General features: G+C 44.7%; 10 protein-coding genes. 3 read left to right on the forward strand and 7 right to left on the reverse strand.

Annotation, left to right across the window (positions count from 1 at the left end; all coding sequences use genetic code 11):
* The first annotated feature begins 193 nt into the window (after positions 1–193).
* Entirely contained in the window at positions 194–1,444 is a 1,251-nt protein-coding gene (locus AB4180_RS03410; RefSeq protein WP_102249435.1) for a tetratricopeptide repeat protein, read from the forward strand.
* A 283-nt stretch (positions 1,445–1,727) separates the two neighbouring features.
* Here AB4180_RS03410 and sstT read toward each other — a convergent pair whose 3' ends face one another.
* From sstT to malT, 7 genes are all read right to left on the reverse strand, one after another.
* Positions 1,728–2,945, reverse strand: a complete 1,218-nt coding sequence (gene sstT / locus AB4180_RS03415; protein ID WP_009845849.1) for a serine/threonine transporter SstT — start codon at positions 2,943–2,945, stop codon at positions 1,728–1,730.
* Positions 2,946–3,394: 449 nt separating this feature from the next.
* Entirely contained in the window at positions 3,395–4,459 is a 1,065-nt protein-coding gene (rsgA, locus tag AB4180_RS03420) for a ribosome small subunit-dependent GTPase A (RefSeq protein ID WP_102249434.1), read from the reverse strand.
* A 521-nt stretch (positions 4,460–4,980) separates the two neighbouring features.
* Complete coding sequence (locus AB4180_RS03425; protein WP_017096254.1) at positions 4,981–5,439, reverse strand: copper chaperone PCu(A)C; 459 nt, start codon at positions 5,437–5,439, stop codon at positions 4,981–4,983.
* Positions 5,440–5,553: 114 nt separating this feature from the next.
* The gene (locus tag AB4180_RS03430; protein ID WP_065678498.1) at positions 5,554–6,150 is read right to left on the reverse strand and encodes an SCO family protein; all 597 of its coding nucleotides are present in this window, start codon (positions 6,148–6,150) and stop codon (positions 5,554–5,556) included.
* Positions 6,147–6,587 (reverse strand): hypothetical protein, encoded by a 441-nt coding sequence (locus AB4180_RS03435; protein ID WP_009845845.1) that lies wholly within the window; start codon positions 6,585–6,587, stop codon positions 6,147–6,149. The genes AB4180_RS03430 and AB4180_RS03435 overlap by 4 nt, the downstream gene beginning before the upstream one ends.
* A gap of 203 nt (positions 6,588–6,790) precedes the next feature.
* Positions 6,791–7,711: a DUF368 domain-containing protein gene (locus AB4180_RS03440; protein ID WP_032555152.1), complete on the reverse strand. Its 921-nt coding sequence runs from the start codon at positions 7,709–7,711 to the stop codon at positions 6,791–6,793.
* A 557-nt stretch (positions 7,712–8,268) separates the two neighbouring features.
* The gene (gene malT, locus AB4180_RS03445) at positions 8,269–10,977 is read right to left on the reverse strand and encodes an HTH-type transcriptional regulator MalT (protein WP_029223176.1); all 2,709 of its coding nucleotides are present in this window, start codon (positions 10,975–10,977) and stop codon (positions 8,269–8,271) included.
* Positions 10,978–11,543: 566 nt separating this feature from the next.
* On the opposite strand from malT, the gene AB4180_RS03450 reads away from it, so the two are divergent.
* Together AB4180_RS03450 and malQ are read left to right on the forward strand one after the other, a co-directional pair.
* Positions 11,544–13,997: a glycogen/starch/alpha-glucan phosphorylase gene (locus AB4180_RS03450; protein ID WP_102249433.1), complete on the forward strand. Its 2,454-nt coding sequence runs from the start codon at positions 11,544–11,546 to the stop codon at positions 13,995–13,997.
* A 176-nt stretch (positions 13,998–14,173) separates the two neighbouring features.
* Positions 14,174–16,354 (forward strand): 4-alpha-glucanotransferase, encoded by a 2,181-nt coding sequence (malQ, locus tag AB4180_RS03455; protein ID WP_102249432.1) that lies wholly within the window; start codon positions 14,174–14,176, stop codon positions 16,352–16,354.
* The last annotated feature ends 127 nt before the right edge of the window (positions 16,355–16,481 follow it).

The raw sequence follows: 16,481 nt of genomic DNA on the forward strand, positions 1-16,481 counted from the left end.
GCTGACGGATAGATACTCGTAGGCTTTTTATCATTATGTATTCCTGAGATACTGAACAAAATTCATTTTAGGGCGGAACGTTTTAATAACTGCGCTTTTCCCTGTCATTCAAACATACTGCTCGCTATAGGTTGATTGCTTTCCTGTGTAGGGTGCTATTAGCCGAGTTAGGATAAAATATTTTATGAGTACAATGGGAATCGCAATTGGTGCGACCGCTCTTTCGTTAATACTGATTGCTGTTTGGTTGGTCTCTTTGTCGCTAAGAAAAAAGCGCTTGGAACAAGAACGTAAAGCTCGCGCTGTCGCTTACCGGAAAGCGATTGAAAAAGCACGTATCCAAGAGCAAAAAGATCGTCAATTTAAGGCTGAAACAGGGCATGTGCCGTCGATTTTGTATTTGGCGAAAGAGGCCGAACGAGTCAATCTTAAGGAAGCTCTGTATTGGTACGACAAAGCTGCCCATTTAGACAATGTCAACGGCATGTACGGCATTGTGCGTCTGAGTATGAAGTGCAAAGAAGACCTAATTTTAAGAGAAAAGGCCAATTTTTGGCAGTTAGCGATATCAGCACTGGATAACGATCCGCTTGCAAAATTCGAGGTGGGTAAAGCACTCGTGTTTGGTCGCGGAGTTGAGAAAAACCTTCCGAAAGGCAGCGCCTATATTGAAGAGTCTGCAGTTAGTGGTAACACCGAAGCGATGCTTTTCATGGGGGATTGGTGTTTAGATAGAGAGAACCCAGATTATTCTCCAGAAAGCTCTTTCATGTGGTACAGAAAAGCGGCTGAAAAGAATAGCCTAGACGGAAAAATCAAATTGGGTATGAGCTATTTGAACGGTGTTGGTGTTGTCGCTAATCATCGTGAAGCGGTTTACTGGTTTGAAACGGCAGCTGAAAAAAACTGTGCAGAAGCGATGTTTAAAGCCGGTGAGGCGTGGATTGACCATGGTGAGCACGGCAATGCTATCGCGTATATCTGGTTATTCTTATCGGCTCATTTTGGCTATGCGGATGCTAGGTATTTGAGAGATAAAGTTGGTGGGGATCTTGGTGTTGATGCCGTTGTGGGATTACAGGCTCTGACTAAGCCAATAATGACCAAGTTGACGCAAGAAGCAATCACCAAGCACTCTATCGTTAAAGCGCTCAACAAGCTCTACAAACGCGATATCCCAGTACATAAGAAAGTGAAAGAAGCCTCTGACGAAGAGGGTGATGAGTTAGGTGTCGATAAGGCGGATTTGGATACTGAAGCCTCAAATGCTCAAGCTTCAAGTGCTCAAGGTTTAAATGGCAACAATCACCAACAGGCGGCTGAAAACCATGATGGTGACAAGGCAAGCGTAAATCGAGCATCACAAGATAAGCAAGCTAACTCTAATAGCGGTTCTTTGGACTTTAGCCAACCGGCAGTCGAGTCTAACTGGAAGAGCAATTAATAAACCGTGTTTATGAGTTATTACCTGTATTCTGTACATGACTGAAACGAGTAGTTCTACAATTTAAAAAATCCAACGATGTTATATGAGTGTAGATGTTATAACTGACTGCATTAAGCCGCTAAGTCATACGGTAGGTATTATTGACTGCGGCGGGTAAAGCACTCAAACAAAAAAAAGGGAAGCATCTGCTTCCCTTTTTGTTTATGTACGATTTGCTTTTTAGAGCTTAGAGCTTAGAGCTTAGAGCTTAGAACTGTTTAGGTTCAGAGCAGCTAAAGGCTTATTGCTCTTTGTTTTGCTCGGCTTTACATACAGCAGCAGTGAACACTACGTCAGTTGAGCTGTTGAGCGCTGTTTCAGCAGAATCTTGAATCACACCGATAATGAAACCAACCGCTACAACCTGCATCGCTACATCGTTTGAGATGCCGAATAGGCCACAAGCTAGCGGGATAAGCAGTAGTGAACCGCCAGCAACACCCGATGCGCCACATGCTGATACAGCAGCAACAAGGCTTAGTAGAATCGCAGTGAAGATATCAATCTCAATACCCATAGTGTGTACAGCAGCAAGCGTTAACACAGTGATGGTGATTGCAGCGCCTGCCATGTTGATCGTTGCGCCTAGAGGAATCGATACAGAGTAAGTATCTTCGTCTAGTTTTAGCTTCTTACAAAGGTTCATGTTCACTGGGATGTTTGCAGCGCTTGAACGAGTGAAGAATGCCGTTACACCAGATTCACGAATACATTGCAGTACGAGTGGGTATGGGTTTTGTTTTGTTTTAATAAATACAAGCAGTGGGTTAACTACAAGTGCGATGATCAGCATTGAGCTTAGTAGCACTGCTAGAAGTTGACCGTAGCTTGCCAGTGCATCGAAGCCTGTTGTTGCGAATGTTGCAGAAACAAGACCGAAGATACCGAATGGCGCAAGGCGAATAATGAAGCGAACAATGTGTGAAACACTGTGGCTTAGGTCTTCGAAAACCGCTTTGGTTGTTGCAGATGCGTGGTGCAGAGCAAGACCAAGACCGATTGCCCAAGCAAGAATACCGATGTAGTTCGCATTCATTAGTGCGCTAACTGGGTTGTCTACAAGCTTGAATAGAAGCGTATGAAGAACTTCTGCAATACCTTGAGGAGGGTTAGCTCCTTCAGCGCCAGCAACCAGTGTCAAAGTGGTTGGGAACATGAAGCTCAGTACTACAGCAGTCAGTGCAGCAGAGAACGTACCAATCAGGTAAAGCACAATGATTGGACGCATATGAGTATGCTGACCTTTCTTTTGGTTTGCGATAGAAGCTGCAACAAGAATGAATACTAAAATTGGGGCAACAGCTTTCAGAGCACCAACAAACAGGCTACCTAATAGGCCTGCATCTTGAGCTGCTGAAGGAGAAACCATGGCGAGAACGACACCGAAAACAATACCAGCAAGGATCTGTAGAACGAGATTTCCACGAGCGATGCGGGCGAGCATGTTGTGATTTTGCATAAAATACCTGCAATTGTTAATTTATTATAGTGATGTATCTTTTTATGAAGTTGTACCAAATCCAACTATACACTAGCGGAATTGGCGGTCATATTAGCGGGATCTAAGAGGGTGTCTAGGGATAGTTTACTTTTAGGGTTATTGTTTGCGCTAAGTGGTGTTTTTAGAGCTAAATGTTAAATAAATGTATTTTGATTGAGCTATAAATCTGCTGATTCTCATTTGATAGATTCAAAACACTGCAAATGTAGAAATGTAAACGGCTATAGGAAAGAACATTGTGTGCATAAATAACCACACCATTATCAAATTGAAACAAAAAGCCCCACGTGATTAACACGATGGGGGCTCATTGTCTTAAATTAAAGTTATCTTAAGTTAGGTTATCTTAAATACAGCTTATAGCTGTTAACCTTAAACCTTAAACCTTAAACCTTAAACCTTAAACGTTAGTCAGACGCTTTTTTAAGATTGCGGCCTTCTGATTGTACGGTTTTGTACATCTTGGAAAGCTGCTTATTGCTGGCGCGTTGTTCCGCTAACGAGGCGCCATTTCGGGCTTGTTCTCGCAATAACTTTCGATAGTTAGCAAATCGTCGCTCAGACAATTCTCCACTTTCAATCGCCTTGCGTATCTTGCAACCCGGTTCTGATTCATGATGACAATCAGAGAATCGGCAATGCATGGCTAACTCTTCCACATCAGAAAAGGTTTCACTCACGCCTTCAGCGCAGTCAGCAAGTTGTAGCTCTCGCATTCCTGGAGTATCGAGCAGTAAGCCGCCCGATGTTAGCAAGTGGAGCGATCGTGATGTGGTTGTGTGTCGGCCTTTGCTATCGTCTTCACGAATGCCACCTGTGGCTTGTTCAGCCTCACCAAGTAATGAGTTGACTAAGGTAGATTTACCTACACCGGATGAACCCATTAAAGCCACAGTCTTGCCCGTTTTACACCAAGGCGACAAAACTTGAGTTGAGTCTTGGTCTAGGCTGTTCACCGCTTCGATCATCAGCATAGAATCTAAGCTTTGCACTTGTTGTACTTTGTCTTCGTAGTCATCACACAAGTCTTTCTTGGTGAGTACGATAACGGCTTCAACCTGTGCTTCATTGGCGAGCGCTAGGTAGCGTTCAATACGGCTTAGATTAAAGTCGTTATTTAACGAAACCACGATAAATACCGTGTCGATGTTAGCTGAGATATATTGTTCGGCGACACGGCTACCTGCAGCTTTACGGCTGAAGAGTGATTGACGGTCTAATAAACGGCCGAATTGCAGTTCAGAGTTCAAGATTACCCAGTCGCCAACCGTCATTGCGGGTTGGTTTTGATGGATAGGGAGAACGATTTCGCCTTGTTCTGACGCTAGTGTATAGCCGCTGCGATGGTGCGCGGTAATACGAGCAATGACGGATTGGTCATAGTCTTCGAGTGTCAGTTGTTGTTGGAATACAGGTTGCCATCCAAGTTGTTGAAGTGACATTGGATTAGAAAATGCGTTTTGTGAATTCATGTCTATTTACCCAGACGTGCGAGCTTTCTTTTCTTGTGAGAGCATTAAAGTCTTATCACTGCATTAAAGTCTTATGAGAGCATTAACTTCTTGTGAGCTCTCTTATTGTTGATGAGATCAAAAGAGTTAATGAGACCAAAAAGAGTTGCTGAGATTAAAAGCGTCGAGCGTCAAAAATGTTTTGAGTTTGGGTCGAATTCAAATAGATAGGACCCCGGATTGAGTCATGCTTTACAGGCATGCAGGAATTGATCACTTACGATCAATAGTAAACCGGGTAAAAGTGTGCGGTCGTCAAAGAGTGACGATAAGTTGGTCGATCGGTATTTAAGTTGGATTAACCAAACAAGTTAACGCGTTACTTTTACTGCCAGTTTTAGTGTCTTCATTACAATCATCTTCTATTCTCCTTGGTTATTAATGTGGTCAGGCTTTGAATAAAAAGCGAGCTCAGTTTAGCAAAAAGCCACGATGGCGAGAAGTCATCGTGGCTTAAATTATTTCATCGGTTGTAAATCTGATTAATGATGATCGTGATTCATCTTTTTCATACCGCTCATCACTTTCTTCACTGGCGCATCAAAGGTCTGTGTTTCACCGTTTGCGAAGGTCAGTGTCATTTTGATTTGTTCACCTTCTTTTAGGCTGCTTTTCAAGTCAAACAACATGATGTGTAAGCTACCTGGTTTAAGTACTGCTTTACCATTTGCAGGGATGGTGATCGCTTGAACTTGACGCATCTTCATTACGTCGCCATCAACGATAACATCATGAAGTTCAACCTTTCCTGCTGCTGGTGTTGTTGCAGAAACAATAGCGCGATCTTTATCGCTATGGTTCATCAGAGTCGTGAATACCGCGCTGTTCACTGCTGAAGGCGGGGTTGCGCGCGCGTACGCGTCATGAACCATAATGTCGCTATTCGCTTGAGCAAGAGGAGTGAGCAATAAGCCTGCTAGAGCAAGTGCTTTTAACTTCATGTTGTTGTCCTTAGTTTTTTGTTTTGGTCTGGGACCTGACTTTTTGTTCGAACTTTATTCGTTAAGTTCTTTATTTTTGTACACGTTGTTTCTCGTCGCTGATGACTTGGTACGTTAGCGCGTTAATGTGTTAATAGCTTCAACAATTGGCGCTGGCGTTAACGTATGCGGCACTTTGGTAATCAGCGTGCCATCGGGTTTTAAAAAATAGAAATATGAGCTGTGGTCTAGGGTGTATTCCAACTCTGAACCTTCAAGCTTGGTCTTTCTAAAAATAACACCGTAGTTGTGTGCAAGCGTTGTTGTCACATCTAACGGGCCACTTAATCCTTCCATCATTGGGTGGAAGTATTGTGCGTATTCGTATGAGGCTTCAGCGGCATCACGTTCTGGATCGAGAGAAACAAACATCGGGCGAATCTTGGCTTTTGCTTCATCAGAAATCTGGTTAAGTGCTCCGGCTAACATTGCTAGAGAAGTAGGGCACACATCTGGGCAACGTGTGAAACCAAAGTAAACGATACGAACTCTGTCATCGGTTTGGTCAAAGATTTCCGTTGGCTGGTTATCTTTGCCGAAAAGGGTTGTCGCGGAGAATTGTTGTTTTGCCGCGTGTTGTTTTTGAGCTTCGTTTTGCCCATCAAGATAACTTTTAACGCCAAAGCCAAGGACAAAAGCGACAACCAATGCTAACGACCAATTTCTACTCATCTTGCCATCCTTATTGCCGGATTTACAGTATCGACACCATCAGTGAGCTCACCGATCCATGTCATCTTGTCTAAAGTACATACAGGTAAAATTACATCACCTTCATAGGTATTATTGCCAATGTTTTTTAATTGAAAACGTGCCGAGCCCATTTCCATCTCTAAACCTGTAAGCGACAGCATTAATGTGTCAGAGGCTGCGCCTTCCCACACTACTTTGATTTTGGTGGGAGCCAGAGGTTGAGCCGTCTCGCGATCAAGTGTCATCGTAACTGTATTTTGCTCACACGATGTGGTGGAAAGCATGCAGTAATCATCTAAGTTAACCTCAGCAGAGGCTCGCTCCATCGCTGATTCAAATTGCTGAATTGCTTGCGGCCCATAAAAGCCTGCCACGAGAGCGATCCCAAGAGCAGCAACCTTTAATGCAGAGTGCATGTCGTGTTCTCATCTAATTTTATAAGAGCGGCGATGTTATCATATCCCTCAATATGTGCTTGTATCAAAAAGTAATTTTGTGCGTATGGTAGAACTAAAAAAGCGAAGCCATTGGCTTCGCTTTTGTCTGTGTCATAGGGGCGTGAGCTTAGTCTTTCTAAGCATTATTCGTTCTAAACGCTTTCCAGAAGTTGGCTGAATGATTAGTCAGCGTTGCGCTCTGCAAATTTCTCTAACCCAAGGACCAGAGCAATCGCTACAAGCATCATCACAATTGCCATTACTAGCTGTGAAGGTTGAGAAGTGATGGCTTCAAAATCAAACGGTGACAAGTTTTCTTGAATCAGAGGAACTTGCTCGCCTTTAGAGTTTGTACGCCAGCTGATCGTTTCTTTCCACGGCCAAATCTTCGGCAGTGTACCGATCATCAAACCAGTCAAGAATACTAATGTGAAGTCGCGGAATGAGCGCAATAACCAAGAAAGTACGTGAGAGAAAGTCAGCAGGCCAACCACACAGCCACCAAGGAATAGGGCAAGTACATCAACCTGAAATTCTTTAACGGCACCAAGTACCGGGCCGTACATTCCAATTAATAGCAGAATGAAGCTCCCTGAGATACCTGGCAAAATCATCGCACAGATCGCAATCGCACCTGCAATGAGAATATTGATACTGGTAGGTTCCATTTGCAGCGGCTTAAGCACGGTAATGCTGTAAGCGAAGGCGACACCAAGCAGCAAAAATACGAATCGAATCATATCGCGCTTTTCTACTTGTTTAAGAATATGGAAAACCGACACCAAGATAAGGCCAAAGAAGAAAGACCATAGTGGAACCGGGTGGGTGACTAATAACCAAGAAATCAGTTTTGCAAATGTCGCAATGCTCGTGAATACGCCTGCGAACAGAGAAATTAGGAAAAAACCATTGATGTGGCTAAACGCGGCTTTGAAACCTTCACGCTTCCATAGTCCAAGTACGCTAGGGTTAATTCTTCGAATGCTTTCTAGTAGCGTATCGTAGATACCAGTGATGAATGCGATGGTTCCGCCCGACACGCCAGGGACAACGTCGGCTGCGCCCATTGCCATGCCTTTGAAAAAAGTACTTAAGTAGTTCATTGCTTCATAGAGTTGAGGGTGATTTTGTGCAGTATACAAACTTTAGTGTCAAAAAAGTATGAATATGCCTTTGGCGAGGTGCTTTTATTACCTCTTTAATTGTAAGGCAATACGTTGATGTGAACATCTGCCTTACATTTAAAATACAACTGCTTGGTGTCTTATTATTATCGGCGGCAGTGAAACCTGTTTTCTATCGATATTGCATCTTGGTTGCATTATGCAAATGCACTTTGCAATTCGCATCATGAATTAGAGGTTTTTATGCGATGTAGGGCGTATAAAACGGCTGAATTAAAGTTGGCACGCTAACTGCATTATATACATTGACCCTTCTTAAGCCGAGGGTCACCTAGCCAACTGACGTTGTTAGTGAACTTATGATTTGTTCACAAATATATAGAGCCAATCGCGATTATTGCGGTTGGCTATTTTTTTGTCTGTCGTTTGGCTCTTTATGATCAGTTATCTGCTATTAACCCCATGCTCCAAACGAAAAAAAAGCCAGTCACCATAGGTAACTAGCTTAAGCTTTTCTCGAATTAATCTCGAATCGTTTAGTACCCCATCAACTGCAGTAAATTCTCCGCTGTGCTGATCGCTTCTTTGCGGTTAGCAATGTTTAGCTTTTGGTAAAGGTTACGGATGTGAGTCTTGATGGTGGTACCTGCTACATCGAGTTCTTGAGCTATCTGCTCGTTACTGAACCCTGAATAGATCAAACCAAGTACTTGCCATTCACGCTGGGTGAGTGGGCTCGTGCGCACAAGTTCAGGAATGTTTGGGTGATTGACTAAGTTTTCAACAAAGTCTTCATCAAAGTGAACCGAGCGGCTGCGTTGGGTGGTCGAGATATCTTTCATGATCTGTTGAGCACGATGGCGTTCTAAGTCACCTAAGCCAGGCTTGTTGCTCAACTTATCCAAGATATGTCCGATAGTCCCGCCGTCTACTAAGAAGTTGCCGACCATACCGGTTTGGTTAGTCATATGAAGCGCTTCTTCAAGTAGCACGCGTGCGCTGTCTTCATCGTTAATTTGTGTACGTAACACGGCTTCAACGATCAAGTTTCGGTTGGTGTCTGTAATCAGATGTGAACGCTGAGCTTCACTCTTAAGGAACGTCAGCGCTTCTTCCGCTTCTTCATACTGCTCGAGAATGATGTGAGCGCGAACGATGTTTCTCCATTGCAGTTGGCAGAAGTGGTTGCTTGCTGATTCAGGTCGAACAGCCACATTCAACCAATCACGTATCGCCTCTTTATTGCCTTTTACTTGCCAAAAAAGAATCAAAGAAAGGGAAGCGTTCGCCGTCCAGTCCACGTGGTAAGTTGATTGACGCAATAGGTGCTGAATTTGGTCGATAAACTTAGATGCTTTATCAATTTCACCGCGACTCAGTGAAATACGAGCCAGCATTGAATAGCTGTGAAGGTGCTTACTTGGCGAATGGTGACCAAGGATATCCAAGCCTTTGTAACAGCACTCTTCCGCTTCATCTAATCGGTTCCAACACCAGAATATTTGAGCTCTAACACGCAGTAAGAATTCATGCAGAGGCACGTATTTTAGCTGGTGTTCTTCGATCAATTTGAACGCACTGTCTTGCAGCTCGAATGCCGCTTGAACGTAACCCTGTGCAATTAAGATCTCGCTCTGTTGTAGAATCGCCCAAAGCGCTTGGTGGTAAACTTGGTACTGGCGTGCAAGTTTTTCTGTTTGCTGCATCATTGGCAGTGCACGGCTCAAGTTGCCCATTACGTGATTGACTTCACCAACAACAGACGTGGCGACAATTCGGCTACGATAAACGGTGGTGTTCAGCTGACTTAGCGAAAGCTCTGCCAATTCCAAGGCTTTTTCAGGTTCATTACTGTTGATCGCAACTTGCGCGCGTAGGGCGTTGTATTGCCCTTGCTGTTGAGTGTCGAGTTCAATATTTCGAGCTTGATATTGTGTTTCAGCCTCTTCCAATAATGTCCCTACTTGTTCGTAGCGGTGCTGACTTTGTGCTAGCCAAGCTCGTAACATGGACAGTTTAGGGTCGCTGTAAAGTTGATCCGTAGTCAGTTGCTTGATCGCCATCTCTAACGAGGAAAGTTCGCCTTGGTTGAACATCGGCCAGCCGTGGTCTGTCAGTATTTGAATGATCAGCTCTGGGTCTTCAGCGCGCTGTGCATGGCGCAGTGCTTGGTGTGGTGTGTCTTGTTTAATCCACGCCTTCGCGGCACTTCGGTGCAATTCTGCTTCTTGTTGAGGGATTCGAGCTTGACGCTCATGTGCCAAAAATTCACCAAACAGGTTATGGAAACGATACCAGTTCTTTTCGCCTTCAAGCGGGTAGATGAATAAACCGAATCGATTTAATGATTCGATCATACCCAGTGCGTCTTCACGTTGTGTTAGCGCACAAACCAGTTCGTCGTTGAAGTGGTCAAGCACTGAACACTGCATCAAGAACTGTCGAGTTTCTTTGTCTAACAGGTCGAAAACCTCTTCAACCAAGTAGTCCCAAAGATGGGCTTGATTAAAGTGGGAGAAGGACTCAGCAGACTGCGCAAGCGTACGTTTTTGATGTTGGGCTTGCAGCGCAATAAGTTGAAGTGCAGAAGGCCAACCCTCTACATAGGTACAAATACTGTCTGCCGTTGTGTCATCAATACCATCGGCAACACGCTGATTAAAAAAGCGCGTCGTCTCTTCGGTATCAAAAGCCAGCGAGTCATTACCTAATTCGATCATTAAGTCTCGAACGCGCAGGTTTGCCGTACCTAGGGGTGGTGTACCCCGACTGGTTACAACCAGCGTAAGATTGTCGGGCATGTGTTTGAGGAAAAAGCGCATTGCTTCTTGAATGTCATCATTGTTGACTAAATGGTAGTCGTCTAAAACAAGAAAACATTCATGATGATAGTCCGACATCTCGGCGAATACTTCGCTCAATAAAGAATGCAGCGATGAAAATTGTCGTTTCTCTGCCAGTTTTTGGGCATTGGGACAGGAGTTTTGAGTCGCTTTATTGAGTGATTGGAGTAGGTAGTTGATAAAACGGAAGGCATCGTTGTCACTATCATCGATGCTGTACCAACCCACATTCGGCTTATCTAATAGCCACTGTGCAGCCATAGTGGTCTTGCCATAGCCCGCAGGAGAGCGGAACAATACAAGCTTATAGCAATCTGCGTTCTGGAGCAGATCGAGAACCCTAGGTCGTAGGATTGCATTATGTAAGCGGCCGGGACGAGTCAGTTTCGAAGGGATCCACATGTCGAAGTTTTTCACCTATTCCGTGGCCTATGTTCTGGGGATTCTAAAACCGTAAAAGAGTTGCCCAATCACATCTGCCTAATTACTTAAGTCTGTGCTTATGTTACGTGAAGAAAAATGGCACCGACTATGATTCTCCTCAGAAACCTTGCGGTCTTGCATGTTTTTAGCTTTCTACGCCCTTAATTTGGGACTTTGCTCACGTTGCGTGGTGGTTTGTGAATGTGACTTTGTTCGGTCTTACACTGAGATTTATGTAAAAGATGAGATATGGAAAATAATTTCGTGATCTCAAACTCAGATTTGCTAATCAGTTTATTCCGGTTAAATAAAACTCACATCAATTAACGTTAAGTTATCGAACGGGAGCTTGTGATCTTAGTCACTCCAACTTTTTGTTCGAAGTTAGAACATGAGAGTCAGATCACTAACCTTACATCGGTACGCCCCCTACGCCCTCTCATCTACTCCTAGTTAGTCGTATTAACGGGAGGATGTTTAGTTAATGGTGACCATGCACGATATGTCACAGATGAATTAGAACTATTAAAAGCGAGATTTCTGAAATGAAACCAACTCAGCAAAAAACTTTCGATAAAGTGTCGTTCCAAGAAAGCGTTAAAAAGCATTTATCTGCAACTTACGCAACAACGATTGAAAACGCAGATAGCCGCGCATGGTACCTAGCTATGGGGCGTGCGCTAGCAGAATTGACAACATTTGACCTGCTAGAAACTGAAAATGATGAAAAAATCAAAAACGCGAAGAGCGCTAACTACCTTTCATTAGAGTTTTTGATTGGTCGTCTAACAGGTAACAACCTGATCAGCATGGGTCTGTACGAACAGATTACTCATGCAATGGAAGAGCTAGGCCAAAACCTAACTGACCTTCTAGAAGAAGAACGCGACCCATCGCTAGGTAATGGTGGTCTTGGTCGTCTTGCTGCTTGTTTTATGGATTCTTGTGCTGCACAAGAGTACCCAACAGTAGGCTACGGTCTTCACTACGAATACGGCCTATTCAAACAGTCTTTCCAAGATGGTCGTCAACAAGAAGCACCAGACGCATGGCGTGGGGTTGAAGGTTACCCATGGGAAGTCGCTCGTCCAGAGCTAGCACAACACATTGGTTTTTACGGTCATGTAGAAGTTGAATTCATCGACGGTAAAGAAGTTCGTACTTGGGTTCCAGGTATGGAAGTAAAAGCAATGCCTTGGGATCTACCAATCGTAGGTTACGAGTCAAACACGGTTTACCCATTGCGTCTTTGGGAATGTCAGGCAATTGCACCATTCTCACTAGCAAGCTTTAACAACGGTGATTACTTCGAAGCGCAACACTCGCTAATCGATGCAGGTAACATCACTAAAGTACTTTACCCGAACGACAACCACGAAAAAGGTAAGACACTGCGTCTAATGCAGCAGTACTTCCACTCAGCAGCGTCAGTTCGCGATATTCTACGCCGTCACGAAGCAGCAGGTTTCTCTCTAGAAGATCTGCCTAAGCAAGAAACAATTCAGCTTAACGATACGCACCCAACGATTGCGATTCCTGAGCTAATGCGCATCCTAATCGACGAGAAAGGTCTATCTTGGGATCAAGCATGGGAAATCAGTGCACATACGTTCGCGTACACGAACCACACACTACTTCCAGAAGCGCTAGAGACTTGGTCTGAATCGCTGATCAACCGTCTTCTTCCACGTCACATGGAAATCATTTTTGAAATCAACCACCGCTTCATGCAAGAAGTTCGCAAGATGTGGCCTGGTGACGGTGAGAAACAAGCGAAGCTTTCTATCATCCAAGAAGGTTTCCACCGCATGGTTCGCATGGCAAACCTATGTGTGATTGGTTCTTACAAAGTAAACGGTGTAGCCGCACTTCACTCTCAACTGGTTAAGAAAGACTTGTTCCCAGAGTTCAACGAAATCTTCCCAGGTAAACTGACTAACGTAACGAACGGCATCACGCCACGTCGTTGGTTGAAGTTCTGTAACCCAGGTCTATCTAATCTAATCACAGGTAAGATTGGCTCTGAGTGGCCAGCAAAACTTGAGCAGCTAGAAGGCATCGCTAAGTTTGCAACAGACGCGAAATTCCAAAAAGAATTTATGGCTGTTAAGAAAGAAAACAAACAGCGTCTTGCGGATTGGGTTCAAGAGAACATGGGTATCGAGCTAGATACTAACGCTATCTTCGACGTTCAAATTAAGCGTCTGCACGAATACAAGCGTCAGCACCTAGATTTGCTACACATTCTGTCTCTGTACCACCGTATTCTTAACGAACCTGGTTTCGAGTGTGAGCCACGCGTATGTTTCTTCGCAGCGAAAGCAGCACCGGGTTACCACCTAGCAAAAGAAATCATCTTCGCGGTTAACAAGATTGCAGAGAAGATCAACAACGATCCTCGCATCGGTAACAAGCTTAAAGTGGTATTCATCCCTGACTACCGTGTAAGCATGGCTGAAATCATCATCCCTGCGGCAGACGTTTCTCAGCAAATCTCATTAGCTGGTAAAGAAGCTTCAGGTACGGGCAACATGAAGATGGCTCTAAACGGCGCTCTAACTATCGGTACGATGGATGGTGCAAACGTTGAGATTCGTGAAGAAGTTGGTGATGAAAACATCTACATCTTCGGCCTAGAAGTTGACGGTGTTGTTGCATTGAAAGCTCAGGGTTACAACCCATATGACTACTACAATGCAGACCCACTATTGAAAGCATCTCTAGATCTACTGACTGGCGATGAGTTTACTCCAGGTCAACCAGGTCTTCTACGTGCAACGTTTGATAGCCTACTAGACGGTGGTGACCCTTACCTATGTCTTGCTGACTTCGCTTCTTACGTGAAAGCACATGAAGACATGGGTACACAATACAAAGACCAAGCAGGTTGGGCTAAGAAAGCGATTCTTAACACGGCATTGGTTGGTAAGTTCACATCAGACCGCTCAATTCGCGACTACGTGAACAACATTTGGAAACTTGAAGCGGTTAACCGTTAATAGTTGCAAAGTAGCCAAGGCAGTTTCTGCCTTGGCTCAATTAGCTTGTGAGCAAATAGACGGCTTATTCAGATAGCAATGCTTACAAACTGATTGTCACAAGCTAATTGATTAGTAAAAATTAAATAGACAACCCTACAAAAATTGAAAGCGTCAGAACGTTTTCGGAGAGAGCGATGAAAGAACAGACCGTATTAAAACAAGTCGCAGAAATGGCAAATATTGCCGATAGTTACGTTAGTGCGTGGGGCGATGAAGCACAAGTATCAGAAGAGACGATTACGTCTCTATTGGCTTCATTGGGCTACGATACAAGCAGCGATGATGCACTGCTTAAATCTGCAGAAAGAAAGCACAGAAAAGATGTACTAGACCCGGTTCTTGTCTTGCGTGACGGTGAGCCAGTAGAAGTGACACTCAATCTGGGTGTGAGTGCTCGTGAAAGTGAGTTCAGCTGGCGCTTAGAAACCGAGCAAGGAGAGGTACTTGAAGGCTATCTTCAATCTCAAGTCGTTCGTGACGAGCGTGCCGAGGGTGGCCCTTTAGTGTTTGCATTGCCAAGTGATTTGGCATGGGGTTATCACAAGCTCATTGTGAGTCGTAAGCGCCGTAAGAAACCTTACGAGATGACGTTGATTATTACGCCAAAAGCGTGCTTCAAGCAGTCACCCATTGAGCAAGGCAAAAAGCTTTGGGGACCAAGTGTTCAACTGTACACGCTAAGAACTCAGCACAACTGGGGTATTGGTGATTTCGGTGACCTAAAACAGCTTGTTTCGGATATCGCGTCTCGCGGTGGTGACTTTGTTGGTCTAAACCCAATTCACTCACTGTTCCCTGCGAACCCGGAAGGTGCGAGCCCATACAGCCCGTCTTCACGTCGTTGGTTGAACGTCTTATACATTGATGTGAGTTCAGTTCCTGAGTTCGCATTAAGCGCGGAAGCGCAACAAACGGTAGGCAGCGCCGAGTTCCAGCAGCGCCTACAGAAAGCTCGTGAAGCGCACTGGGTGAATTACACTGAAGTGTCTGAGCTGAAGATGAGCATCTTACCTCTGCTATTCGCAGAATTTAAGACTCGTCATCTAGACAAAAACAGCGACCGCGCACAAGCGTTCTTAGCGTTCGTTGAAGAGGGCGGTGAAAGCCTGATGCATCAAGCCGCGTTTGATGCTCTGCACGGTGAACTGCATGCTGAAGATTCAGGTATGTGGGGCTGGCCTGTATTCCCAGAGAAATTCCGCACATTTGAAAGCCCTGCGACCCAGAAATACATCAAAGATAACCTAGATCAAGTGCATCTCTACATGTACCTACAATGGTTAGCCGATTGCCAAATCAACGATGCACAGTCTCTTGCTGAAGAGAAAGGCATGGCGGTTGGCCTTTACCGTGATTTAGCGGTAGGCGTTGCAGATTCTGGCAGCGAGACATGGGCTGATGAAGGCAACCTAGTGATGGATGCGAGCATTGGTGCTCCACCGGATATTCTTGGTCCTCTAGGCCAAAACTGGGGCTTACCGCCACTTAACCCAGAAGTACTTCAAGAAACCAGCTACGACGCTTACATCAAACTACTTCGTGCCAACATGAAGCACTGTGGTGCATTGCGTATTGACCATGTTTTAGGTCTGCTGCGTTTGTGGTGGATTCCAAAGGGTGAGAACGCAACGAAAGGTGCGTACATCTACTACCCAGTGCAAGACATGCTGTCTATTCTGGCGCTTGAATCTCACCGTTACCAATGCAGTGTTATCGGTGAAGACTTAGGCACGGTGCCGGATGAAATCGTAGACATCCTTGCTGATGCTGGCGTGCATTCTTACAAAGTATTCTTCTTCGAAACATCAGAAAATGACGGTGGTTTTATTTCTCCGAAGCACTACGCGTCACAATCGATGGCAGCACTGTGTACTCACGATATGCCAACGCTTCGCGGCTTCTGGCACTGTGATGACTTAAAAATGGGTCAAGAGATTGGTTTATACCCAGACGCACAACAGCTAGAAACTTTGTTCGATAGCCGCTTGGAGTGCAAGCAAGGTATCTTAGACTCAGTGGCATGGCACGGCTTCCTACCTGAAGGTGTTGGGCGTGATGCAAGTCAAGTGCCGATGGATTCTTATCTTGCTGAAGCGCTTCAGTTGCACGTTGCGGCTGGTGGCTCAACACTCCTGAGTGTTCAGTTGGAAGATTGGCTAGAGATGGATAAGCCCGTTAACATCCCTGGTACGGTCGATGAGTACCCTAACTGGCGTCGTAAACTATCAATGAACTTGGACGAAATCTTCGCTCATGAAGGCGTGAATCGTATCGCCTCTAAGCTAACTGACGTACGAGAAAAAGCAGCTAAGTAATGGAGTCGAGTGGCTTGAAAAGAGGTGGTTTTTTGCTTACGCCGTACGAAACTACAACCTCGGTCACTCAATATTGAATGCTCATCTGGTAGAATAAACCGTCGTTATATTGCCCGCACTAATAGCG

It is taken from the genome of Vibrio sp. 10N.286.49.C3 (assembly GCF_041469545.1).
Lineage (GTDB): Bacteria > Pseudomonadota > Gammaproteobacteria > Enterobacterales > Vibrionaceae > Vibrio > Vibrio tasmaniensis_A.

Bases quoted from the DNA above. Each gene is read 5' to 3' on its own strand.
- malQ (WP_102249432.1), top strand. From the start codon at position 14,174: ATGAAAGAACAGACCGTATTAAAACAAGTCGCAGAAATGGCAAATATT.
- malT (WP_029223176.1), bottom strand. From the start codon at position 10,977: ATGTGGATCCCTTCGAAACTGACTCGTCCCGGCCGCTTACATAATGCA.
- AB4180_RS03410 (WP_102249435.1), top strand. From the start codon at position 194: ATGGGAATCGCAATTGGTGCGACCGCTCTTTCGTTAATACTGATTGCT.
- AB4180_RS03430 (WP_065678498.1), bottom strand. From the start codon at position 6,150: ATGAGTAGAAATTGGTCGTTAGCATTGGTTGTCGCTTTTGTCCTTGGC.
- AB4180_RS03440 (WP_032555152.1), bottom strand. From the start codon at position 7,711: ATGAACTACTTAAGTACTTTTTTCAAAGGCATGGCAATGGGCGCAGCC.
- sstT (WP_009845849.1), bottom strand. From the start codon at position 2,945: ATGCAAAATCACAACATGCTCGCCCGCATCGCTCGTGGAAATCTCGTT.
- AB4180_RS03425 (WP_017096254.1), bottom strand. From the start codon at position 5,439: ATGAAGTTAAAAGCACTTGCTCTAGCAGGCTTATTGCTCACTCCTCTT.
- AB4180_RS03450 (WP_102249433.1), top strand. From the start codon at position 11,544: ATGAAACCAACTCAGCAAAAAACTTTCGATAAAGTGTCGTTCCAAGAA.
- rsgA (WP_102249434.1), bottom strand. From the start codon at position 4,459: ATGAATTCACAAAACGCATTTTCTAATCCAATGTCACTTCAACAACTT.
- AB4180_RS03435 (WP_009845845.1), bottom strand. From the start codon at position 6,587: ATGCACTCTGCATTAAAGGTTGCTGCTCTTGGGATCGCTCTCGTGGCA.